Below are 20,761 nucleotides of genomic sequence, written 5' to 3' on the forward strand. Positions count from 1 at the left end.
GGCTGATTGTGCTCACCCGTCCCTGCGCGCAACGATACCCGGACCGCTTCGCGAGGCGCACCACAAAGCGATAATTCCGGACAGAGACGGACGGATTTCCGATGAGACAATCACGGTTCAGATCGCTGCTGGCCGCGGTGGGCGGCGCAGTGCTCGCATTCCTGCTGATTTCCCCCGCCGCGTCCGCCGCACCTGCCAAACCCGCGTCGCCCGCCACAGTCGGCGACCTCGGCGGGATGATGCTTCGCGAGTTCTGCCAGGCGAACGGGTTCGCGGACGTCACGCGGCGCGCCGACGTCTGGTTCTGCGTCGGGAACCACAAAATCGACACCGCGGTGCCGTTGACCGCTGCCTGCCGGTGGCAATTCTCCGACCTGGTGCGGGCCGGTTTCACCGTGACCAACAACGGCGGCCGGTGCTGGGCCAATCCGTCCGCGTACGCCGACGTCGGCGGAATCGAGGTCAACAAATACTGCAACTCCCTCGGCTATTCCGACGCGAGCGTCGGCGACAATGTCGCGTCCTGGCGGTGCGTCGGGCACGGAACGTCGGTTCCCATCGACTTCCACGCGGCCTGCCGCTGGCAGAACCCGGCCTGGGTCGCCAAAGGCTTCAGCCTGGTGTCCTATTTCAACAATTACGGCGACCGCTTCGGGATCCGGTGCCTGGCCCTGTCGCGCTAGCTGGCACTCCGGCTCGCCGTCGGGGCATCGGCCGCTTCGACGGTGAGCCGCGCCAGGTTCGGGTTGTAGCGCGCGAGCAGGTAGAACGCGCGGCCCGCCATCACCAGGCTGTCCAGCGACTCCAGCCCGCGGTCCATCGCCGCCAGTTCCAGCTCGTCGCGGGCGACGCCCCACCGGTCGGCGAACAGGTCGAGGATCTTCTCGTGCGACAGGTCGTTGACGTCGCGTTCCTGGTCCTCGGCGAACACCCGGTCGTTGACCTCCCACGCGAGCCGCACGAGCCGTCGCGCATCCTCCCACGACGGCTTCTCCCGCAGCTGCCGGAGCGGCAGTTCCTCCCACGTGAGGCCCGGATTCACCCGGAAACTGCGCACGAGAAAGGTCAGCAGTTGCGCTGACCGGGGCAGAGTTTCGCGCTCGGCCGCGGTCAGCCACTGCGCGAGGAAGGCCAGCCGCGCGGGGTCGGCCGGGAGCCGGTAGAGGCCCCGGTGTTCGCCGTGCCGCAAAGCAGTCTCCGCGTCGTCGGCGGGTGGCTCGCTGCCGCATTCCTCGACGCATTTCGCCGCCAGAGCACGGAAAATCACCCCTCGGTGGAACGAGGGATAGTCGGCCGCGAACAGCTGGCAGGCGCGCAGCGCGCCGAGGTGGCCTTGGTGCGGCGAGTCCCCGATCTCGAGCCCCGACGCCGCCGTCTGCCACAGGTACAGAAAGGAAGTCCGGTTGACCGTCGGCGGGTCGAGCGGGGTCGGCCGTTCGTGCCGCAGGGCGTCCAGCAGCAGGATCGCGTCCGAACGTTTGGGATCCAGCCGATGCGCGACGCAGTACTGGCCGATCTCGCGGGCCAGCTTCGGATCGATCCCGGCTTCCCGGCCAGCCGCGGCAAGACCGTCGTAGGACCTTCGGCCGAAGGGCCAGCAGGCCAGGACAGCGACCAGCCGTGCGATGGTCTCGCTGTCGCACACCCCGGCCGCCACCGCCTGCGAGAAGGTCGCGCGCATGCACACCAACGGTTCCGAGAGCGGCCGGTAGTCCTCCTCCGGTGTGCTGTGCAGCAGGGTGACCTCGTCGTCCGCCTCCAGCCGCCCGTCGCGGTAGTCCGCGTAGATCCGGCCGATGCCCTCCATGCCGAAGACGTCCAGTTCGGCGGCCCGGAGCGCGCCCATGCTGGCCGCGCCCAGCACCCGCACCCCTTCGCCCAGCAGCGCCAGGATTTCCTTGTGCCGGACCGTGCCGACCTGGTGGAAGTAGCCGTCGACGATGCCGACCGCGTCCCCGGGAGCCAGCGACAGCCGGGGCAGATCGCCCGCAGCCACCGGAGGCAGCACCTCGATGTCCGAGTCCCGCGCGAGCTCGGCGGCGTCCGGCAGGCTCGGACCGGCGAAAAGAAGACGACGGGGCATGAGGCGTCCGTTCCGGGTCAATGGTGCTGGAAGGAGGTTCCCGGGCAGACGACGTGCGCCACCGGGATCGCGAGGTCCGGCTGGGTCAGGTCGACATACAGCGGGGCGTGCCCGGTCACTCGCTTGACCCGCTCGGCGACGTCCCGCACTTCGCCGGCCAAAGTGGCCAGCGGGGCCGATTCGATTTCGCCGAACGGGATCGCCGGGCCGTCGTCCTCCTTGAAGGGCGGGGAATCCGAGGACCGGCGGACCCCGAAGACGCGGGCTTCCCGGTACGGGGCCTTGCCGATGTCGTCGCGCGCCCCGGCGATGGCTGTGGCTCGGGACTGCGCGGCTTCGGTGAGCGCCCGGGACAACGCGACTGCGGAGTCCAGGTGAGCGCCGGAGCCGGTGAACGTCGCGGGGAACGCGTCGCTCCAGATCAGCACGTCGAAGGCCGGGATGCCGAACGGATTCGGCAGGAAGCTCATCTGGACGTGCACCTTGGCCGCCCGGTATTTCTCCAGCAGAGCGACCAGCCCGGCGTTCTCGACGGTTTCCGGGTGCACCAGCAACGGCTGTTCCCCGGCGGCGCGGCGCGCCATCGAGTCGCGTTCGACCACCTCGTACATCCCGTGCAGCAACGCCTCGTCCAGGGTGTTTCCGCTGGCCAGGCCGTTGCTGCTGATCCGGAACAACGGCGGGAGCCAGCGCTCGTCGAACCGGAAGTCGAGCGCGATCAGCTCGACGGGGACCAGTGACGTACCGCTGCCGTCGACCAGCCGCGCCGTCCGCCATTCCAACCGCGTGTCCGGGTTGAGGCAATGCCGGGCGGCCAGCGCGAGCTCGTCGACGCGGTACCCGGTGAACCGTTCGACCTCGCCGACGGCGGCTGTGTCGACCGAGAATTTCAGCGGGTGTTCCGCGTGCCAGAGCTCGACGCCCTCCATCACCCCAGACACCCGGGCCAGCGCGGCGCTGACGCCCTTGCCCTGGGAAACCGAGAGGGTCAGCGCGTTCGGCCGCATCGCCTGGAACACCGGGATCCCGATCTCGTCGAGCCAGGTGACGTCGGCGACGCGGGTGATGCCGAGCCGCGGCAGTTTCGGCTTGATCCACTGCCACGTCTCCTCCGGCCGACGGCTCCGGTGCGTCCCGTCGAACACCACCTTGGCCGGGCCCGGATCCGCGGCCGTCTGCTGGGTCATCGTCGCCTCGTTTCTTCCGCGCCGATCGGGCTGGCGGCACGCACCGCCAGCCCGACCCCGGTCAGCAGCCGCAGAGTTCGCTGCTTTCGGCCACGCCCTCGGCGAACGGGGACTGGAAGGTCGAGATCTTTTCCGAGCGGACGCTCGTCAGGTCGGCTTCCAGTTCGGCGGCCGTGGGCAGCACGATTTCGTTCATGCGGGAACTTCCTTTCATTCCACTTTTCCCCTGCGGACCAGGGAAATTCGGGGGCGCGGACCGCGCCTTCCCCGTGCGATCAGGCGGAAACGGCCCGCTCGAGCAGCGCCGCGTAGGCGATCCCGCCCTGCCATTCCTTGCGGCCGGCGATCCGCAGCCCCGCCTCGGCACAGGCCTTTTCCAGTGCGTCAGGATCGACGAACAGCCAGGGGAACCACGGGCCGGCCTCGTCCTCGAGCCACAGCCGCATCCGGATGTCCCCGCGGTATCCGCCGTCGGAGAGTTCACCGGTGTTGAATGTTCCCGGCGGCAGTTTCCGCCAATCCGTGCTGGTGAACACAATGCGGCCGGCTTCGGTCAGCCACGAGGACAACCGAAGCAGGAATTCCGGCAGTGCGGCGAGCCGGGCTGCCATTCCGCCGTTTCCGCCAACCGCGAGCACCGTGTCCACGGGTCGCGGTGGCAGGTAGGAGAAGACGTCCGCCCGGACACAGGAGACGCCCGCGGCCCGCGCCATCTCCACCGCGGCCGGGATCAGCTCGATCCCGTGCCCGCGGACCCCGCGAGCAGCGAGAATCTCCAGGTCACGGCCGGTGGCGCAGCCGATGTCGAGGACGTAGCCGTCCCGCACCCAGTCGAGCACGTCCGAGCCGACCGGCGGCTCGGCTCCGGGTTCCCGCTTCCACCATCCCAGCGGCTGCGGGGCGACCGGCAGCGTGCTGTCGCCGATTTCGACCGCGAAGGAACCCGGCCGGATTTCGCGTTGCAAAGCCTGTTCGAAAAAAGTGACATCCACGCCTGACACTCCCAGCACCATTGCCGAAATGCGAATGACGCCGGACCGGGCACCGAATCGCCCGGCTCGACCGAGACCTCAGCATCCAGCGGGCGCCCCGCCGGAGGCAGAACTCCAGAGTCGCAGCGCCCGCGACGCACCGTCAAAGGTCGTTACCCGAAGAAACTGGCACGCCTGCCCGATCGACTCTCGGCGGAAAACGGTCGCAGCGCGAATTAGCCCAGCCGTACGAATGCGTCCTGCGCCGCCCGGACGTCACTCCAGGGCGGCGAGAACCAATGCCGCCATCGCGGTCGGGTCGCCGTTTTCCGGACGCAGCACCAGCTCTGGGGACGCGGGCCGTTCGTACGGCGCGTCCACTCCGGTGAATCCGGTGATTTCCCCCGACCGCGCCTTGGCGTACATGCCCTTCGGATCGCGGTCCTCGCACACTTCGAGCGGCGTGTCGACGAAGACTTCCAAAAACGGCAAACCCGCGGTTTCGTGCACGGCCCGCGCGAGCTCGCGGTCGGCCTGATACGGGCTGATCAGCGACACGACGGCCACTACCCCGGCGTCGGCGAACAGCTTGGCGACCTCCGCGACGCGGCGGATGTTTTCGGCCCGCTGCGCCGGGGCGAACCCGAGGTCGCCGTTGAGGCCGTGCCGGAGGTTGTCCCCGTCCAGCAGGTAGGCGGGGCGGCCCGAGGCGACCAGCCCGCGCTCCAGCTCGACGGCCACGCTCGACTTGCCCGAGGCGGACAGCCCGGTGAGCCAGACGGTGCGGCCGCGGGTCGCGCGTTCGTCCCGCGACACCGCGGCCGGATGCCAGACCACGTTCGGCGCGGTCGCGCTCGGGCCGGTGATCATGCCCGCCCCGACGGTGTCCCCGGAGTGTTCGTCGACCAGCAGGAATCCACCGGTCGGCTTATTGCGGAGGTAGGGGTCGAACAGCAACGGCTGTCGCGTGCGCAGCCGGATCCGGCCGATCTCGTTGAGCGACAACGACTCAGCGGCCTCGTCGCGGTGCAGCGTGGTGACGTCCAGCCGGTAGTCGAGCGCGCGGACCTCGGCCTTCGTCTCACGGGTCGTGTGCCGGACGAGGTAGTTCGCGCCCGGAGCGAGCGCGGCCTGTTCGGAGAACCAGCAGACCATGGCGTCGACGTCCTGGCCGACGTGCGGACGGTTGCCCGGACGGCAGATCAGGTCGCCGCGGCTGAGATCCAGTTCGTCGGCAAGTTCGATGGTGACGGCCAGCGAGGCGAACGCCTCCGGCACCTCGACCCCGCCGGGGCCCCAGATCGCGCGGACGGTCGTGGTGAACCCGGACGGCAGCACCGTCACCTCGTCGCCGGGTTTGAACACGCCGCCGGCCACCGTTCCGGCGTAACCGCGGAAGTCCCGGCTGTGTTCGCGAATCACGTATTGCACCGGGAAACGCGCGTCGACGAGGTTGCGATCCGAAGCGACGTGCACCTGCTCCAGGTGATGCAACAGCGAAGTGCCCTCGTACCACGGCATACTCGCGCCCCGGTGCACCACATTGTCGCCGTGCAGCGCGGACATCGGCACGAAAGTCAGATCCGGCGTCTGCAATTTCATCGCGAACCGGCGGAAGTCCTCGCGGATTTCCTCGAACCGCTCCTGCGACCAGTCGACAAGGTCCATTTTGTTCACGCACACCACCAGGTGCCGGATGCCCAGCAGGCTGGCGAGGAACGCGTGCCGGCGCGACTGTTCGAGCACGCCCTTGCGCGCGTCGACCAGGATCAGCGCGACGTCCGAAGTGGACGCCCCGGTGACCATGTTCCGGGTGTACTGCACGTGCCCCGGGGTGTCGGCGATGATGAACTTCCGCTTGGGCGTGGCGAAATACCGGTGCGCGACGTCGATGGTGATGCCCTGCTCGCGTTCGGCGCGCAGGCCGTCGGTCAGCAGGGCGAGGTCCGGATACGCGTCGCCGCGGTCCCGGCTGGTGCGCTCGATCGCTTCGAGCTGGTCGGTGAACACCGTCTTCGAATCGAACAGCAAGCGGCCGATCAGGGTCGATTTGCCGTCGTCCACGCTGCCCGCCGTGGCGAGCCGCACCGTCGTGACCCGATCCCCGGTGCCCATCAGAAGTAGCCTTCCTTCTTGCGGTCTTCCATTCCGGCCTCGGAAATCCGGTCGTCGGCCCGGGTCGCGCCGCGTTCGGTGACCCGCGTCGCGGCGACCTCGGCCACCACTTCCGCCGGTGACGAAGCGGTTGATTCGACGCAGCCGGTGCAGGTCGCGTCCCCGATCGTGCGGAAGCGAACCGTTGCCGGATAAGGAACTTCGCCCTCGCCCACGGCGAGGAACCGGGTCTCCGCGAGCAGCATGCCGTCCCGCTGCACCACCGGCCGCCGGTGCGCGTAGTACAGCGACGGCAGGGTCACGTTCTCCGCCTCGACGTACTGCCAGATGTCCAGCTCAGTCCAGTTCGACAGCGGGAAGACCCGGATGTGCTCGCCCTTGCGATGGCGGCCGTTGTAAAGATTCCACAATTCCGGCCGCTGCCGCCGCGGATCCCATTGCCCGAACTCGTCGCGGAAGCTGAACACCCGTTCCTTGGCCCGGGCCTTCTCCTCGTCGCGCCGCGCACCGCCGAACACCGCGTCGAAGCCGTTCTCGCGGATGCCGCGCAGCAAAGTCGCCGTCTGGAGCCGATTCCGGCCCGCCTTCGGATCTTCGACGGTCCGGCCCGCATCGATGTCGTCCTGGACGCTCGCGACCACCAGCCGCAACCCGTAGCGCTCGACGGTTTCGTCGCGGAACCGGATGACCTCGTCGAAGTTGTGCCCGGTGTCGACGTGCATGACCGGGAACGGCAGCGGCGCGGGCCAGAACGCCTTCGCCGCGACGTGCAGCATCACCATCGAGTCTTTCCCTCCGGAGAACAGCAGCACCGGCCGCTCGAAGGTCGCCGCGACCTCGCGGAAGACATGCACGGCTTCGGCTTCGAGCGCACCGAGGTGGCTCAGCTCGTAGGCCGGGGGTGCCTGGGTCGCCATCGGATCCGCCCTTCCGGGGTTCGAGGACAGAAAAGTAGAACAGGTTCTTGCGCTCGGTCAAGCGGCGGAGGACGCTGAGCGCATGGACCTGGCCGCGCTCGAAGAAATCCGCCGCGTGAAATTCCGCTACCTCCGGTGCCTCGACCTGAAGCGCTGGGACGAGATGGCGGAGACGCTGACCGCCGACGCCCGCGTGCACTACGGCACGCCCTCCTACGGCGAACCGCTGAACTTCGACAACCGCGACAAGCTCATGGAGTTCCTGCGCACCACCGTCGGCCCCGGCATCACGACGATGCACTTCGCCGGCCACCCGGAAATCGAGATCGACGGCGACACCGCGACCGGGCGGTGGATGTTCCAGGACAAGGTGATCGTCGCCGAGCACCGCGTCGTGATCGAGGGCGCCGCGTACTACGAGGACACTTACCGGCGCGAGGACGGCGCCTGGCGGATCAGCGGCACGGGGTACGAGCGGCTGTACGAAACGCTGGTGACGATGAAGGACCAGCCGGGGTGGAAGCTGACGGCGAACATGTGGGGCCAGCCCGCTTGACCGCGGCGGTCCGTGAAGGGCTCCTTGCGGGAATCAGATTCCCTCAAGGAGCCCCTCACGGACCTCTGCGACAATGCCAGGGCCTTAAGCTGCGCAGCCTACGCCCGCCGACCGTCCACAAAGGACGTCAAGGTTGCCGGAATGCCCGATTCACGACCATGCGACCGTTTACTGGAGTCCGTGAGGGGAACCCTGAGGGACTCTGAGTCCCTGAGGGTTCCCCTCACGGACGTCAAACCGAGCGAGGACGAACCCCGCCCGCCTCCGCCGTCACCGCATCCGCCACCGCGGCCAGCGCCGCCCCGCGCCGGGCGATTTCCGCACCGGTGATCGGTTCGCCCACGGAGAGCGTCAGCACCAGTTCCTGCCTCCCCGACGCGTCGAAAGTCGGGGCCGCGAGCAGGCTCACCGCGTGCTTCTTCCGCGGTTCGAGGTCGGCGCCGAGGTACACCCGCTCCCCCAGGCTCGACACCAGCTCGCCGACCAACCCGCGCACCTCGGGCGGCAGGTCACCAGCGGCGACGCCCGCCATCAGCGTGTAGAGCCGACGGCCCGCCGACGTCAGGCTTTCCACGAGATACCCGTGTTCCCGGCACTCGGCGACCACGCGCCGCAGGTACGCCTCGTCCAGTCGCACGGGCACCGCGGGCGGCGTCGCGAGCCAGGCGTCGAAGGCGGATTCGGCGTCCCACAGCACGTACATCAGCCCGACCGGCGGCGCGAACGGATACGTCTCGCCGAGCCGCACCTTGCTCGGCCCGGCACTCTGCAGCATCAGGATGCGACCGTCGACCACAGCCGACGCGGTGCAGGTCGCCTGGTAGCGGACGCTGAGTTCTTCCAGGTGCGCGCGGGCGATTTCGCTGGCGCCGAAACCCTCGGCGGCCGCGCGCCCAGCCGCGATCATCGCCGGTCCCAGGCGGTAGGTCGTCGACCGGGGATCGCGGACCACGTAGCCGCTCGCGGTCAGCTCGGTCAGGATGCCGAGGCAGGTCGGCTTGCTCAGGTCCAGTTCGCGGGCCAGCGCGGACAGTCCGAAGCGCTGTCCCGGCCGGACCGCGAAATAGGCCAGCAGCCGCACGACCCGTTCGGTCGGCGGCGAGCGCCGGGTAACCGCCATTGACCCATCCTTAGAACGCGTTCTAGTCTCAACCGACACCGAACGTACCACCCCGGTACAGATTTGGACCAGCGTGAGGAGTCTCCGGTGCTGACCGAACCGCTCGCCGGCGCGATCGCCGAAGCCGAAAAGATCATCGCCGAGGCGCCGCACGTCCGGACCGAACAGGACCTGATCGAGGGCTACGACTACCTCGCGGGCAGCATCCGGGCCTCGGTCCAGACGGCGTGGGCCTACGACCGCGACTTCCCGTATTTCACCCTGTCCACCGGCCCGTACACGAAAATGGGCCTCGACAACCCGGACACCCTGTACTTCAACGCGAACATCCGCGAGGACCGCGAGTACGTCGTCACCGGCACCCGCGGCACCACCGCCGACCTGAGCTTCCAGGTCCTCAACGGCGACTACACGCCGGTCGAGGTGCCCGACAGCATGACCGCGTTCGACGACCGCGACATCCCCGTCGCCGCCGACGGCACCTTCGAGATCCGTTTCGGCCCGGCGAAACCCGATCCCGAGCCCGGTTATTTCGTGCTGGGTCCGGGCTCGTCGATGCTCGTCGTGCGCGAGGTCTACAGCGACTGGGCGACCGAACAGCGCGGCAGCATCCAGCTCCGCTGCGCCGGCACCACCGGCCAGGCGCCGCCCGCGTTGTCCCGCACCGCGATGGAGAAACGCTACGGCGTCACCGGAAAGATCCTGCTCAGCCGGATCCGGACGTTCCTCGCCTTCCCCAAGTGGTTCTACCTGAACCTGCCGGTGAACACGATGACCGAACCGCGCAGCACGCCCGGCGGCCTGCCCACCCAGTACTCCTCGGCCGGGCACTACGAACTCGCCGACGACGAGGTCATGATCGTCACCGTGCCCCGTTCGGACGCGCCGTACCAGGGCATCCAGCTCGGCAGCCCGTGGTACGTCTCGCTCGACTACCTCAACCACCAGACCAGCCTCACCGCCGACCAGGCCCGGACCGACCCGGACGGCAAGATGCGGTTCGTGATCAGCGAACGCGACCCCGGCGTCGCGAACTGGCTCGAACGCACCGGGCACGACCGCGGGTACGTCCAGATCCGCTGGCAGCGGCTTTCCCGGCAACTGACCGCTGAGGACGGTCCGGAGGTCGAAGTCGTGAAGTTCGGCGAACTCGCCGACCGGCTGCCGTTTCACAAGGAGGCCGGCGTGACCCCCGAGGAATGGGCAGAGCGGATCGCCGCACGACAGGCCGCGGTCGCGGCCAGGATGCTGGGCTGAATCCATGGATCTCCTTACGGGCAAAGTCGTTCTCGTCTCCGGAATCGGCCCGGGGCTGGGTCGTTCGATCGCGTTGCGGTCCGCCGCGGCCGGTGCCGACGTCGTCCTCGCGGCCCGCACCGAATCCCGGCTCGCCGAAGTCGCCGCCGAGGTCGAGGCGCTTGGCCGCCGGGCCGTCGCAGTGCCCACCGACATCACCGACGACGCCTCGGCAGCGAAGCTCGTCGAGACAGCGCTGAGCGAGTTCGGGCGAGTGGACACGTTGGTGAACAACGCTTTCGCCATTCCGCCGATCACCGACCTCGCCGAAGTCGATCTCGACGCGGTCCGCGCCGGGTTCGAAACCAACGTGCTCGCCGCGCTCCGGCTGACCCGCCTCTGCACCGCCGCACTCGCCGAAAGCGCCGGTTCGGTGGTGATGATCAACTCGGCCGTGCTGCGGCATTCGCGGCGCACTTTCGGCGCGTACAAGATGGCCAAGGCGAGTTTGCTCGCGCTCGCGCAAAGCCTGGCGTCGGAACTCGGCCCGCGCGGAATCCGGGTCAATTCCGTTGCCCCGGGCTACATCTGGGCAGACTCGCTCAAGTGGTACTTCGCTTACCTGGCCAAGGAACGCGGCGTGCCCGCGGAGCAGGTGTACGAGGAAACGGCGGAGACGATCGACCTGCGCCGCCTCCCGGAACCGGACGAGATCGCCGACACTGTCGTGTTCCTCGCGTCCGCGCTGGCCCGCTGCGTCACCGGGCAATGCCTCGACGTGAACGCCGGCGAATACCATCACTGAGGGGAAGATCATGCGTCCAGGACGAGACAGCGTCGGCACGGTCGAAGACCTCCACGCGTCCGCCACGAAGCTCACCGGCCTCGACGATTTCGGCGGCGACGAGTACCTCGAAGGCCTGCGTGTGCTGCTCGATTCATACGCCGGCGAAGCGGATTTGACGCCGTACGGCAACAAAGTCCACCGTGCTTTCCTGCGCGGCGCACTGGTCGCACGGCTGCTGAGCGAAGCTTCGTGGAAACAGAATCCGCAGTACGCCGACGTACCGATCGAGCGGCCGATCTTCGTCACCGGACTGCCGCGCACCGGGACGACCGCGCTGCACCGGCTGCTGACCGAAGACCCGGCCCACCAAGGTCTCGAAGTGTGGCTGACCGAAATGCCGCAGCCGCGCCCGCCGCGCGAAACCTGGGCGGAAAACCCGGTGTTCCAAGCGATTCAGGCCGGCTACGAGCAGCACCACGTCGAGCATCCCGAGTTCATGGGCCTGCACCACATGTCGGCGGACCAGGTCGAGGAATGCTGGCAACTGCTGCGGCAGTCGCTGAAATCCGTTTCGTACGAATGCCTCGCGCACGTGCCCGGCTATTCGCGCTGGCTCGACGGACAGGACTGGACCGACGCCTACCGCAGGCACCGACGCAACCTCCAGCTCATCGGCCTTCCCGACGCCGGCCGCCGCTGGGTGCTCAAGAACCCGAGCCATCTGTTCGCGCTCGACGCGCTGATGGAGGTCTACCCGGACGCGCTGGTCGTGCAGACCCATCGCGCGCCCAGCACGATCATCGCGTCGGTGTGCAGCCTCACCGAGCAGGCTTCCGAAGGCTGGTCGGACACTTTCCGCGGCGAGGTCGTCGGACGCAGCCAGCTCGACCTGTGGGCGCGCGGCGCAGAACAGTTCGCAGCGGCCCGGGAGCGGCACAACCCCGCGCAGTTCTGCGACGTCCGGTACGAGGACTTCGTCGCCGACCCGATCAGCACTGTCGAGGGCGTCTACCAGCACTTCGGCCTCGACCTCGCCCCGCGGGCGCGCGACGCGATGACCACGTTGCACGAGCGGAGCCGCACCGGGGACGCGAAACCGAGGCACCGCTACGACCTCGCCGACTTCGGACTGACCGCCGGGGAGGTCGACGAGCGGTTCGCCGGATACCGTGCCGCGCACCGAAGTTGAAGCCGTTTCGAGACCGGGATCTTCGGCGAACCGGCCACGCCGCACGGGGCCGCCCCCTAGGATCTGCCCGACGTTCCTTGAGCGGAGAGCAGGTATGACGACCTTCACCAACACGATCATCCAGGTCCTCCCGCAGGCATTGCTGCTGATCGTGGGGCTGTTCGGCCTGATCCTCTCGATCGGCAGGCGCTCGCGCGGCGGTTCCGGGCTGATGGTGGCCGCCTTCGCGGTCATGCTCGTCACCACGGCGCTGAACATCGCCTGGCAGCTCATCCTGGCGAACATCACGTCCTGGATGATGTCGGACCACCTGAGCACCGCCGAGCTGTCGACGATCTTCACGTCCGTGGGCATCACGCTCAACGGTCTCGAAATACTGTCGTGGTTGCTGGTCGTGCTGGCGGTCGCGAAGGGCGGCCGCGCCGCGCAGCCCGGTTTCGCGCCGGGCGGGTACCCGACGGGCGGGCAGCCCGGGTTCGCCCCGCAGGCCGGTTACGGCCAGCCCGGGTATCCGCAGGCCGGCTACGCGCAGCCTGGTTATCCGCAACCCGGCCAGCCCAGTCAGCCCGGTCAGCCGCAACCGGGTCAGCCCGGTCAGCCCCAGCCCGGTTACCCCGCGCCGGATCCCGGCCAGCAGTCCGGCTACTTCCAGCAGCAGCCCGGCTACCCCCAGCCGGAGCAGCCTGGGCACTCCCAGCCCGAGCCGCCGCAGCCCAACCCGGGCGAAGGCCCGCAGCAGCCGCCGAACTGACTCCGGTCAGACCACCGCTTCAGCCTCTGCCCGGGCAAGAATCTCGTCGACAGTCTCCTCGACCGTCAGCTCCGAGGTATCCAGCCACAGCCCGATCTTCGGAGTCTCTTCGCGGAGGTACGCGTCCAGCCCGGCGATGCCCGTGTCGCCCGGCTGGTACGCGATCTTCCCCCGCGCCGCCTGCCGAGCCGCGTCGCGCTGCGCCACCACCTCGGCGCTCGGCGCGAGAACCACGACGTAACAGGGCCGCGTGCGCAGCGCGTCGACCATCTCGGTCAGGTGTTCGCCGAGCACGATGTCCTGCAGCACCACGGTGAACCCGGCGTCGGCGTACCCGTCGGCGACCTGGGCCGCGAGCGCGTACCGCAGCCGAAGCTGACGGATCGCCTCGGCGGGCGGCTCGGCCGGACCCATCTCGACCCGGCCGTTGACCACCATCCGCCGGAACGCGTCCCCGCGCACGTGCACGGATTTCGGCAACCGATCCGCGAGGGCCTGCGCCACCGTCGACTTGCCCGCCGCTTGGATTCCGGTCACCACGAAGATCGTCACGCCCCGGACCCTGCCTTCTTCATCGGCGGCCCGCCAACGATTTTCAGCCCCGCCGCCTGCGTCGCCGGGTAGCAACCAGCAGCGCGAAGCCAGTGAGCAAGGTGAACAGCGAACTGAAGAGGAGGTCCCGGAAGGGTGTGCCGGTCGAGGCCAGCGGCGGTGTGCTCGGCGGTACCGCCGGGTTCGGGGGTTTCACCGGAGTCGGCGGTGTCACCGGAGTGTCCGTGGAACAACCAGGCTCAGTTCCGGTGACACAACTGGTTCCCGGATTCGACGAGACCACGACGTTGCGCAGATGGCTCCCAGCAGCCGCTTCAGGTTTGACGGTGATCGAGTAGGTGACCGTGACGGTCTGGCCAACTGCAAGCACCCCGTGCCAGGTCAGCCGCGAACCGCTCTCGTCGACGGTTCCGCTGGTGGCTTTGGCGTCCTGGTTGTAGGTGGCGTCGTCCAGAACGTCGGAGAGGTCGTCAACGAACGCCGCGTCCGGATAGGCGGCCGTGCCGGTGTTGGCGATATCGACGGTGTAGGCGACCTTCTCCCCCGGTTTCGCCGTCGCCACGCCCGCGCGCTTGGTGATGGTCATGGCGCGCACCGGGGTTTCCGTGCCGCAAGCCGGGTCCCGGGTCAGGCAGTTCGTGTCGTCCGGACTCGTGACCGCGTTGCGCAGGACCTTGTCGCCACGCGGCGGATCCCCGACCGTCACCGAATACGTAATCGTGACCTGCGCACCCGCCTCGACAGGTCCAGTCCACTGTAGACGCGGGGCTTGGTAGCGGACGTCTCCAGCAGTCGCCTTGGCATCTCCGTTGTAGGCGGCGTCGTCCAGGACACCGGAGAGGTCGTCGGTGAACTGTGCGTCCGGCTGCGGTGCCTCGCCGATGTTGCGGACGGTCACGGTGTAGGCGACCTTCCCGCCCGGTTCGGCGATCGCCGGGGCGGCGGTTTTGGTGATCCGCAGGTGCGGCTTCGGCAGCACGACCCGACAGTCCGGATCGGTCGACCCCTCCGGACAGTTCGACCCGCTTCCGGTGACGGTGTTGACGAGCCGGTGGTCGCCTGCGTTGGTGACCGTGACGGAATACGTGACGATCGCGGTGGCCCCCTTGGCCAGGTCTCCGGTCCACGTCAGGTTCGGCGGCGCGACGGCTACGGTGCCGGTGTCCGTTTTGGCGTCGCCGTTGTAGGTCGCGTCGTCGAGCACGCCCGCGAGGTTGTCCGTGAAAGACGCGGCCCGGTAATCAGCCTCGCCGACGTTCTCGACGGTGATCGTGTAGCTGACCCGATCGCCGGTCTTGATCTCCGCTGGAGTCGCGGTCTTCGTGATCTTCAGCGCTGGCAACGGCGTGACCGTCCCGCAATCCGGATCATCACCACCCGGCAGACACTCGCCGCCCGTCACCGCATTGACCAGCTCCTTGTCGCCGGTCGGCGGATTATGCACGGTGACGGTATAGCTGATCGTCACCGACGCACCCGCCCCGACATCCCCATTCCACGTCAGTTTCGGTGCGGCATAGACAGTTGTGCCACTCGTCGCACGAGCATCGTTGTTGTAACTCGCGTCATCGAGAACGCCGGTGAGGTCGTCAGTGATGGATGCGCCACGGTAAGCGGCCTTGCCGTCATTGGCCACCAAAACGGTATAAGTGACGGTGTCGCCGGGCCGCGGATTCGACGGGCTCGTGGTCTTCTTGACCTTCAGCGATGGTAACGGCGTGACCGTCCCGCACTCCGGATCATGACCACCCGGCAGACAATCACCGCCCGTCACCGCATTGACCAACTCCTTGTCGCCGGTCGGCGGATTATGCACCGTGACCGTGTACGTGATCGTCACCGACGCACCCGCCCCGACGTCCCCATTCCACGTCAGTTTCGGTGCGGCATAAGCAGTCGCGCCACTCGTCGCACGAGCATCGTTGTTGTAACTCGCATCATCAAGCACACCAGTCAGGTCATCAGTGACGGAAGCGCCACGGTAAGCGGCCTTGCCGTCGTTGGCCACCAAAACGGTATAAGTGACGGTGTCGCCGGGCAGCGGATTCGACGGGCTCGCGGTCTTCTTGACGTGCAGCCGAGCGACCGGCGTAACCGCATTGCAGTCCGGGTCCTTGGTGCCGGGCGGGCAACTGGAGTCGGGCGGGCCGGTGATCGCGTTGCGGAGTTCGCTGTCCCCGGTGCGCGTCGGGCTGACGGTAACCGAGTACGTGATCGTCGCGGTCCCGCCCGCGGGCAGGTCGGCGGTCCACGTCAAGGTGGGTTCGGCGTAGGTGACGGTGCCAGCAGTGGCCCGGGCGTCCTGGTTGTAGGTCGCGTCGTCCAGGACTCGGCTCAGGTCGTCGGTGAAACGCGCGCCTCGATAGGTTGCGGTGCCTGGGTTCCGCGCGGTCACCGTATACGTGACCTTGTCGCCCGGCTGCGCCGTCGCGGGCGAAGCGGTCTTCGACAATTCGAGGGCGCCGATCCCGGTGTCAGTACCGCAGTCCGGGTCGGTATTGCCGGGCGGGCACGTCGAACCGTCCGGTCCGGTGACGAGGTTGCGCAGCCGCTTGTCACCGGCGGGCGGGGTGCCGACGGTGACGGAGTAGCGCACGGTCACGGTGGCACCGGCCGGGACGTCGCCCGTCCAGTGCAGCCGCGGGGCAGCGAAGGAGGCGGTGCCCGACGTGGCTGTCGCGTCGTTGTTCCACGTCGCGTCATCGAGGACACCGGACAGGTCGTCGGTGAACGACGCTCCGGGATACGCGGCCTCGCCGATGTTCCGCACGGTCACGGTGTAGCTGACGCGCTCGCCGGGCTTGGCATCGGTCTTGTCCGCGATCTTCTTGATTTCGAGCGCGCCGATGGGAGTGTCGGTGGTGCAATCCGTGCTGTTCGGCGGGCAGTTCGATCCCTCTGGGCCGGTCACGGTGTTGCGCAGTTTGTGGTCCCCGTGCGGCGGCGAGTGCACGGTGACGGTGTAGCGGATCGTGACGGTCTGGGCGGCGGGGATGTCGCCGGTCCACATGAGTTTCACCGTACTCGGATCGTATCCCGGCTGGCTCGGCGTGGGAGTGCCGCCGATGGTGGCAGCGGCATTGTTGTTGTAGGCAGCGTCGTCGATCACGCCGGTGAGGTCGTCGGAAAGGCGGACCGCGGTCGCCGTCGCGCCGCCGATGTTCTCGGCGGTGATCGTGTACGTGACGGTGTCGCCTGGCTTCGCGGTGGCGGGCGAGGACGATTTCCGAATCACCAGGCCGGAAATCGGTTCGTCCGTGGTGCATGAGGGGTCTGTGCCGCAGTTCGAACCGTCCGGGCCCACGACGCGGTTGGTCAGGCGACGGTTTCCGCGCGGCGGGTCGGCGACGGTCACCGTGTAGGTGATGGTGACCGTGGCACCCGCCGCGACATCGCCGGTCCAGCGCAGCGCTCGTCCTGGGTCGTAGGTAATCGTGCCGGAACCGGTTGCGCGCGCGTCGTTGTTGTAGGTGGCGTCGTCGAGGACGTCGGTCAGATCGTCGGTGACGTGCGCTCCAGCCCAATCAGCCTGACCGTCGTTGGTCACGGTGACCGTGTACGAGACGACGCTCCCCGGGCTCGGGTTGGCAGGCGACGCATGCTTCGCGATCTTCAACGTGGCGATCGGCACGACCGTCGAACACGCGGGGTCCTTCGACGGCTCAGCGCAATTGCTTTCCGGGACTGTCACGACGTTGGTCAGCTTTTTGTCCCCGCCGGGCGGCTTTCCCACGGTCACCGAATAGGCCATGGTGACGGTGTCGCCAGGCGCGATCGCACCCGTCCAGGTCAGCTTCCGGCCGTCGTAGCCCGGCTGGGTCGGCGTCGGTGCCCCGCCGTTCGTGGTGGACGCGTCGTTGTTGTACGCGGCGTCGTCGAGGACCGCGCTCAGGTCGTCGGTCAGCTGGGCGGCGGGTGCGGGAGCGTCGCCCTCGTTGGTGATCGTCACCGTGTACCGCACGGTGTCCCCCGGCTTAGCGGTCTGCTCGCTGGCGGTCTTGCGCACGACGAGGCGAGATGTCAGGTTCGGCGCGATCGAGCAACTGGCGAGGTCGGTGATCGGCCAGGTGCCGCCGGATTCGGACTTGATCCGGCCGACCTGGTTGTCCTGGGCGTTCCCGCCGGGCACCAGCGTCGACGCGCCGGTCTTCGGGTCCACTTTGTACAGTGCGCCGCCGTAGTAGCCGAGGTAGATCGAACCGTGGAAGTAGGCCATTCCGTAGTTGTTGAAGCCGTTGCTCGACCCCGGTCCGACGACGTGCACCGCCCGCGTCGTGGTCCCGGTCGCCAGATCGAGCCGGTACACGTAGGTCGAGCCGCCGTAGGAAATGCCGTAGTACGCGCCGCCGTCGGCGTCCACGAACAGGTCGGGCACCAGCGAGCCGCCGAGGAAAACGGGATCGTTCGACGGGACCGGCGTGAGGTTCGAGCCCCTGGTCCAGACGGTCGTCGCGCCGGTCGCCAGGTTCATCCCGAACAGCTTCGGCGCGCCGCCGTTCTGCGCGCCGAAGAGCATCCCGGTGTTCGGATCCGCGGCGGTCCCGCCCCAGTTCACGCCGGCGGGCAGGTCGCGGGTCTGGCCGGCCGCGATCTCGTCGGTGGCCCGGTCCGTCCCGGAAACGTGTTTGTACAGCTTCCGGTTCGCACTCGTGTAACTGGAATAGAACGCGGCGGGACGGCCGGTGTCGGGATCCTTGCCGAGCGCCATATCGGTCGACCAGTAATCCGGCAGGCCGGTGCCCGCCCGTTTGCTGATCACGGTGTTCTGGATCTCGGCGTCCCCGGCGGCGTCGGTGCGGAACTGCATGCCCGAGCGGAAATTGCTGTAATAGAGATGGTCGCAGTCGAATGCGGACGGACTCTGTTCGCCCTCCACCGGCCACGTCTCCGCCGACGCGGGAGCAGCGCCGCCGACCACGACACCCGATACGGCGACCGCCGTCACGAGAACCCGCACGGCCAACCGCCGGACCGCTTTCCCGTTCCCACCCGCCCAGCGCACCATGATCGCATCGAATCAACGCGCACCCCAACCGACAACTCGAAAGCGCGGCGGGGCGCACAAGTCACCCACTTGAGTTCACCTTAGACACCGGAATTGCCCGCCCGCGAAAAACATTCACGCGCGCATTTCCCTTACCGCGAGACAGTCGCCTGGATCAGCTCGTAGGCCAGATCCGTCTGGACGCCGTCGGGATTGGTGAGCCCCTTCTCGTCGTACCAGGAGGCGTCGGCTTCCGGATGCGGCCCGCTGACGCCGACCCGCCCCTTGCCGTACGGGGTGACTGCCACCGCGGGCGCCCCGTTGGTGTAGGTCGCCAGCACAGTCGCGTGGGAACCCTCGTCCAGCCGGAAGACGGGCCCGTCCTGGAAATACATGTGCCGCGGCTTCCCGTGCCAGCTGACCTCGATGACGGTGTCGCGCTCGTCCGGGACCGTCGAGCCGGGAGAACCCGCGTACCCGTGCGTGTCGCCGGGCAGGAGGCCGAACCCCGGATCGCGGCCCGCGAGATAGCCGCCGAAGCACAGGCCGAGGTAGCTGCCGCCGCCCCGGACCCAATCGCGGACCGCGTTGGCGGAGTCGTCCAGGTCCTGCCAAGTCCGGTCGAGATCCTGACCGCCGCCCGGCTGGACGTACAACTGCGCCTCCGCCAGCACGGCCGCGGTCAGCGGCTTCCCGGTGCCCGGCCCGACGTACTCGACCCGGAAATGCTGCGGTGCGCGGCGCAGCAGATCGGCCACCGCGGGCCCGCAATCCGCGCACCCTTGCGGCCCGTTGTAAACCAGCACGAGCGGCGCTTCCGCACCCCGCGCCGGAGGTTTTTCCGCCACGGCCTCCGGCTGACCGCAACCCACCGCCAGCAACGCGGCGGCCGAGAGAAGACCGGCCAGCCACCGCCGCCGCCCCGGAATCGCGGGACGACGGTCGGGCCTGAGGTCCGTACCGGGCATGGTTTTCTCTCTCCTCTTGGCGGCCGTTGCCGCACCATAGTACTAACGATTAGCTTTTAGTAACGGTCACACTTTTGAGCCTGATAGGGTCAGCGCCGACCTTTCGCCCGTAACCGATCGTGCCGCAGGACCTGCTGGGCCTGCCACTCCGCGAGGAACCCCATGCCAGCCTGGCCCGCCACCGAGGCCGACGCCCTTGCCGAACAACACCGCCTGCGCGCCCTCGTGGACCCGACCGGCCCGGCCCTCTCCGACGGTGCCCTGGTAGCGGGCGTCGACGTCGCCTACGACGAGGAACGGGACCTGGTCGTCGCAGCCGCCGTGCTCGTCGACTTCACGTCGCTCGAAACGGTGGAAGAAACGACGGCGGCGGGGCAAGTCAGCTTCCCTTACGTCCCCGGCTTGCTCGCCTTCCGCGAACTCCCGCCCGTCCTGGACGCCCTGGCCGCCCTCCGCCACCGCCCAGACCTCGTCCTCTGCGACGGCTACGGCCTCGCCCACCCGCGCCGGCTCGGGCTGGCGAGCCACCTCGGAGTCCTGACCGGACTCCGCACCGCCGGGGTCGCCAAAACGCCGTTCACCTTCACCTACGACCACCCCGCTCCGGCGCGCGGCGATTGGTCCCCGCTGGTTGATGGCGCGGAGGTCGTCGGGCGGGCGCTGCGCACGCAGGCTGGGGTCAAGCCGGTCTTCGTTTCGGTCGGTCATCGGATCGGGTTGGCGGAGGCTAGCGATGCGACGCTGGCGTTGGCACGGAAGTACCGACTGCCGGAGACGACGCGCCGGGCGGATTCCTTGTGCCGTCGGGCGTTGGCGGAGCGCCAGCTTTCACAATGACCGCAGCCACTCGCCGATCACCACGAAATCCTCCTCCGCGAGACCGAGATCCGGAGCGACGCGGTGCAGCAGCGCACGACCGGGATGGCGGGCCAGCACCCACTCCCGGTCCCCGTCAGTGATCTCGTCGTCGACCCAGGCGAAGGGACGTCCGTCCGCCCACTCGACCAGCGTCCGGGTCTTCCAATGCACGCCGAGCCACCGGTCTTCGCGTTCTTCCGCTTCCGAGAGCTCCGGCCAGCGCACAACCGGCAAGCGCGGCAGGCCGAGCCGCGACGCGATCTCGGTGTTGGCTTCGTCTTCCCACGTCGTGGCCCACACCAATTCGGCGGGCAGCGCGGCGAGCCGGATCCCCCACCGCGGATCGAGCCGATCCAGCAGCGGACCCGGCTCAAGCGGTTCGCGGCCCGGGGCAGCACCGAACGGCAGCAGCGTTCCGTCGACATCAAGGAACACCAACGAGCGACGGCCGCCAAGGGAGGACTCGGTCGATTCCATTGCGCTGCCA

At 68.4% G+C, this 20,761-nt stretch carries 18 protein-coding genes; 7 read left to right on the forward strand and 11 right to left on the reverse strand.

The annotated features are described in order from the left end of the window. The first annotated feature begins 101 nt into the window (after positions 1-101). Complete coding sequence (locus ACFORO_RS11015; protein ID WP_377868581.1) at positions 102-683, forward strand: hypothetical protein; 582 nt, start codon at positions 102-104, stop codon at positions 681-683. Here the strand turns inward: ACFORO_RS11015 and ACFORO_RS11020 are convergent. The 6 genes from ACFORO_RS11020 to cysD all read right to left on the reverse strand — a co-directional run bounded on the left by ACFORO_RS11020 (position 680) and on the right by cysD (position 7,273). Further along, positions 680-2,083 (reverse strand): TfuA-like protein, encoded by a 1,404-nt coding sequence (locus ACFORO_RS11020; protein ID WP_377868580.1) that lies wholly within the window; start codon positions 2,081-2,083, stop codon positions 680-682. The two genes, ACFORO_RS11015 and ACFORO_RS11020, sit on opposite strands and share 4 nt — an antisense overlap. Positions 2,084-2,100: 17 nt before the next feature. Further along, positions 2,101-3,270 carry a YcaO-like family protein gene (locus ACFORO_RS11025; protein WP_377868579.1) on the reverse strand — a complete coding sequence of 390 codons (1,170 nt, stop codon included), beginning with the start codon at positions 3,268-3,270 and terminating at the stop codon, positions 2,101-2,103. 61 nt (positions 3,271-3,331) lie between these two features. Continuing rightward, positions 3,332-3,466 carry a hypothetical protein gene (locus ACFORO_RS11030; protein WP_354735059.1) on the reverse strand — a complete coding sequence of 45 codons (135 nt, stop codon included), beginning with the start codon at positions 3,464-3,466 and terminating at the stop codon, positions 3,332-3,334. A gap of 79 nt (positions 3,467-3,545) precedes the next feature. Then, positions 3,546-4,262: a class I SAM-dependent methyltransferase gene (locus tag ACFORO_RS11035; protein WP_377868578.1), complete on the reverse strand. Its 717-nt coding sequence runs from the start codon at positions 4,260-4,262 to the stop codon at positions 3,546-3,548. Positions 4,263-4,517: 255 nt separating this feature from the next. After that, entirely contained in the window at positions 4,518-6,356 is a 1,839-nt protein-coding gene (gene cysC / locus ACFORO_RS11040; RefSeq protein WP_377896541.1) for an adenylyl-sulfate kinase, read from the reverse strand. Then, positions 6,356-7,273, reverse strand: coding sequence for a sulfate adenylyltransferase subunit CysD (gene cysD / locus ACFORO_RS11045; protein ID WP_377868576.1), 918 nt, complete (start codon positions 7,271-7,273; stop codon positions 6,356-6,358). The genes cysC and cysD overlap by 1 nt, the downstream gene beginning before the upstream one ends. Positions 7,274-7,355: 82 nt before the next feature. Between cysD and ACFORO_RS11050 the strand changes: the two genes are divergently transcribed. Next, the gene (locus ACFORO_RS11050) at positions 7,356-7,829 is read left to right on the forward strand and encodes a nuclear transport factor 2 family protein (RefSeq protein ID WP_377868575.1); all 474 of its coding nucleotides are present in this window, start codon (positions 7,356-7,358) and stop codon (positions 7,827-7,829) included. A 232-nt stretch (positions 7,830-8,061) separates the two neighbouring features. On the opposite strand, the gene ACFORO_RS11055 is transcribed toward ACFORO_RS11050, so the two are convergent. Beyond that, positions 8,062-8,949, reverse strand: a complete 888-nt coding sequence (locus ACFORO_RS11055) for a helix-turn-helix domain-containing protein (RefSeq protein WP_377868574.1) — start codon at positions 8,947-8,949, stop codon at positions 8,062-8,064. Between the two features lie 87 nt (positions 8,950-9,036). On the opposite strand from ACFORO_RS11055, the gene ACFORO_RS11060 reads away from it, so the two are divergent. The 4 genes from ACFORO_RS11060 to ACFORO_RS11075 all read left to right on the forward strand — a co-directional run bounded on the left by ACFORO_RS11060 (position 9,037) and on the right by ACFORO_RS11075 (position 12,912). Continuing rightward, on the forward strand, positions 9,037-10,206 hold the full coding sequence (locus ACFORO_RS11060; RefSeq protein WP_377868573.1) for a hypothetical protein: 1,170 nt from the start codon (positions 9,037-9,039) through the stop codon (positions 10,204-10,206). 4 nt (positions 10,207-10,210) lie between these two features. After that, the gene (locus tag ACFORO_RS11065; RefSeq protein WP_377868572.1) at positions 10,211-10,990 is read left to right on the forward strand and encodes an SDR family oxidoreductase; all 780 of its coding nucleotides are present in this window, start codon (positions 10,211-10,213) and stop codon (positions 10,988-10,990) included. 10 nt (positions 10,991-11,000) lie between these two features. Continuing rightward, entirely contained in the window at positions 11,001-12,161 is a 1,161-nt protein-coding gene (locus ACFORO_RS11070) for a sulfotransferase family protein (protein WP_377868571.1), read from the forward strand. Between the two features lie 94 nt (positions 12,162-12,255). Beyond that, on the forward strand, positions 12,256-12,912 hold the full coding sequence (locus tag ACFORO_RS11075; RefSeq protein ID WP_377868570.1) for a hypothetical protein: 657 nt from the start codon (positions 12,256-12,258) through the stop codon (positions 12,910-12,912). Between the two features lie 6 nt (positions 12,913-12,918). Here the strand turns inward: ACFORO_RS11075 and ACFORO_RS11080 are convergent, their stop codons facing one another. From ACFORO_RS11080 to ACFORO_RS11090, 3 genes are all read right to left on the reverse strand, one after another. Further along, positions 12,919-13,464, reverse strand: a complete 546-nt coding sequence (locus ACFORO_RS11080) for an AAA family ATPase (protein ID WP_377868569.1) — start codon at positions 13,462-13,464, stop codon at positions 12,919-12,921. A 43-nt stretch (positions 13,465-13,507) separates the two neighbouring features. Next, a complete protein-coding gene (locus ACFORO_RS11085) occupies positions 13,508-18,469 on the reverse strand; it encodes a DUF7927 domain-containing protein (RefSeq protein ID WP_377868568.1) in 4,962 nt (1,653 codons plus the stop codon). A 131-nt stretch (positions 18,470-18,600) separates the two neighbouring features. Then, on the reverse strand, positions 18,601-19,416 hold the full coding sequence (locus ACFORO_RS11090; protein WP_377868567.1) for a BPL-N domain-containing protein: 816 nt from the start codon (positions 19,414-19,416) through the stop codon (positions 18,601-18,603). Between the two features lie 162 nt (positions 19,417-19,578). Here ACFORO_RS11090 and ACFORO_RS11095 point away from each other — a divergent pair, with 162 nt between their 5' ends. Beyond that, positions 19,579-20,253: an endonuclease V gene (locus ACFORO_RS11095; protein WP_377868566.1), complete on the forward strand. Its 675-nt coding sequence runs from the start codon at positions 19,579-19,581 to the stop codon at positions 20,251-20,253. Here the strand turns inward: ACFORO_RS11095 and ACFORO_RS11100 are convergent. Continuing rightward, complete coding sequence (locus ACFORO_RS11100) at positions 20,245-20,751, reverse strand: HAD domain-containing protein (protein WP_377868565.1); 507 nt, start codon at positions 20,749-20,751, stop codon at positions 20,245-20,247. The two genes, ACFORO_RS11095 and ACFORO_RS11100, sit on opposite strands and share 9 nt — an antisense overlap. Positions 20,752-20,761: the final 10 nt, after the last annotated feature.

The organism is Amycolatopsis halotolerans (assembly GCF_042647905.1).
In the GTDB taxonomy this organism is placed as follows: domain Bacteria; phylum Actinomycetota; class Actinomycetes; order Mycobacteriales; family Pseudonocardiaceae; genus Amycolatopsis; species Amycolatopsis halotolerans.

Excerpts from the sequence above, each read along its gene's own strand:
- ACFORO_RS11015 (WP_377868581.1), top strand. The coding sequence starts at position 102 with ATGAGACAATCACGGTTCAGATCGCTGCTGGCCGCGGTGGGCGGCGCA.
- ACFORO_RS11020 (WP_377868580.1), bottom strand. The coding sequence starts at position 2,083 with ATGCCCCGTCGTCTTCTTTTCGCCGGTCCGAGCCTGCCGGACGCCGCC.
- ACFORO_RS11025 (WP_377868579.1), bottom strand. The coding sequence starts at position 3,270 with ATGACCCAGCAGACGGCCGCGGATCCGGGCCCGGCCAAGGTGGTGTTC.
- ACFORO_RS11030 (WP_354735059.1), bottom strand. The coding sequence starts at position 3,466 with ATGAACGAAATCGTGCTGCCCACGGCCGCCGAACTGGAAGCCGACCTG.
- cysC (WP_377896541.1), bottom strand. The coding sequence starts at position 6,356 with ATGGGCACCGGGGATCGGGTCACGACGGTGCGGCTCGCCACGGCGGGC.
- cysD (WP_377868576.1), bottom strand. The coding sequence starts at position 7,273 with ATGGCGACCCAGGCACCCCCGGCCTACGAGCTGAGCCACCTCGGTGCG.
- ACFORO_RS11050 (WP_377868575.1), top strand. The coding sequence starts at position 7,356 with ATGGACCTGGCCGCGCTCGAAGAAATCCGCCGCGTGAAATTCCGCTAC.
- ACFORO_RS11055 (WP_377868574.1), bottom strand. The coding sequence starts at position 8,949 with ATGGCGGTTACCCGGCGCTCGCCGCCGACCGAACGGGTCGTGCGGCTG.
- ACFORO_RS11065 (WP_377868572.1), top strand. The coding sequence starts at position 10,211 with ATGGATCTCCTTACGGGCAAAGTCGTTCTCGTCTCCGGAATCGGCCCG.
- ACFORO_RS11070 (WP_377868571.1), top strand. The coding sequence starts at position 11,001 with ATGCGTCCAGGACGAGACAGCGTCGGCACGGTCGAAGACCTCCACGCG.
- ACFORO_RS11075 (WP_377868570.1), top strand. The coding sequence starts at position 12,256 with ATGACGACCTTCACCAACACGATCATCCAGGTCCTCCCGCAGGCATTG.
- ACFORO_RS11085 (WP_377868568.1), bottom strand. The coding sequence starts at position 18,469 with ATGGTGCGCTGGGCGGGTGGGAACGGGAAAGCGGTCCGGCGGTTGGCC.
- ACFORO_RS11090 (WP_377868567.1), bottom strand. The coding sequence starts at position 19,416 with ATGCCCGGTACGGACCTCAGGCCCGACCGTCGTCCCGCGATTCCGGGG.
- ACFORO_RS11095 (WP_377868566.1), top strand. The coding sequence starts at position 19,579 with ATGCCAGCCTGGCCCGCCACCGAGGCCGACGCCCTTGCCGAACAACAC.
- ACFORO_RS11100 (WP_377868565.1), bottom strand. The coding sequence starts at position 20,751 with ATGGAATCGACCGAGTCCTCCCTTGGCGGCCGTCGCTCGTTGGTGTTC.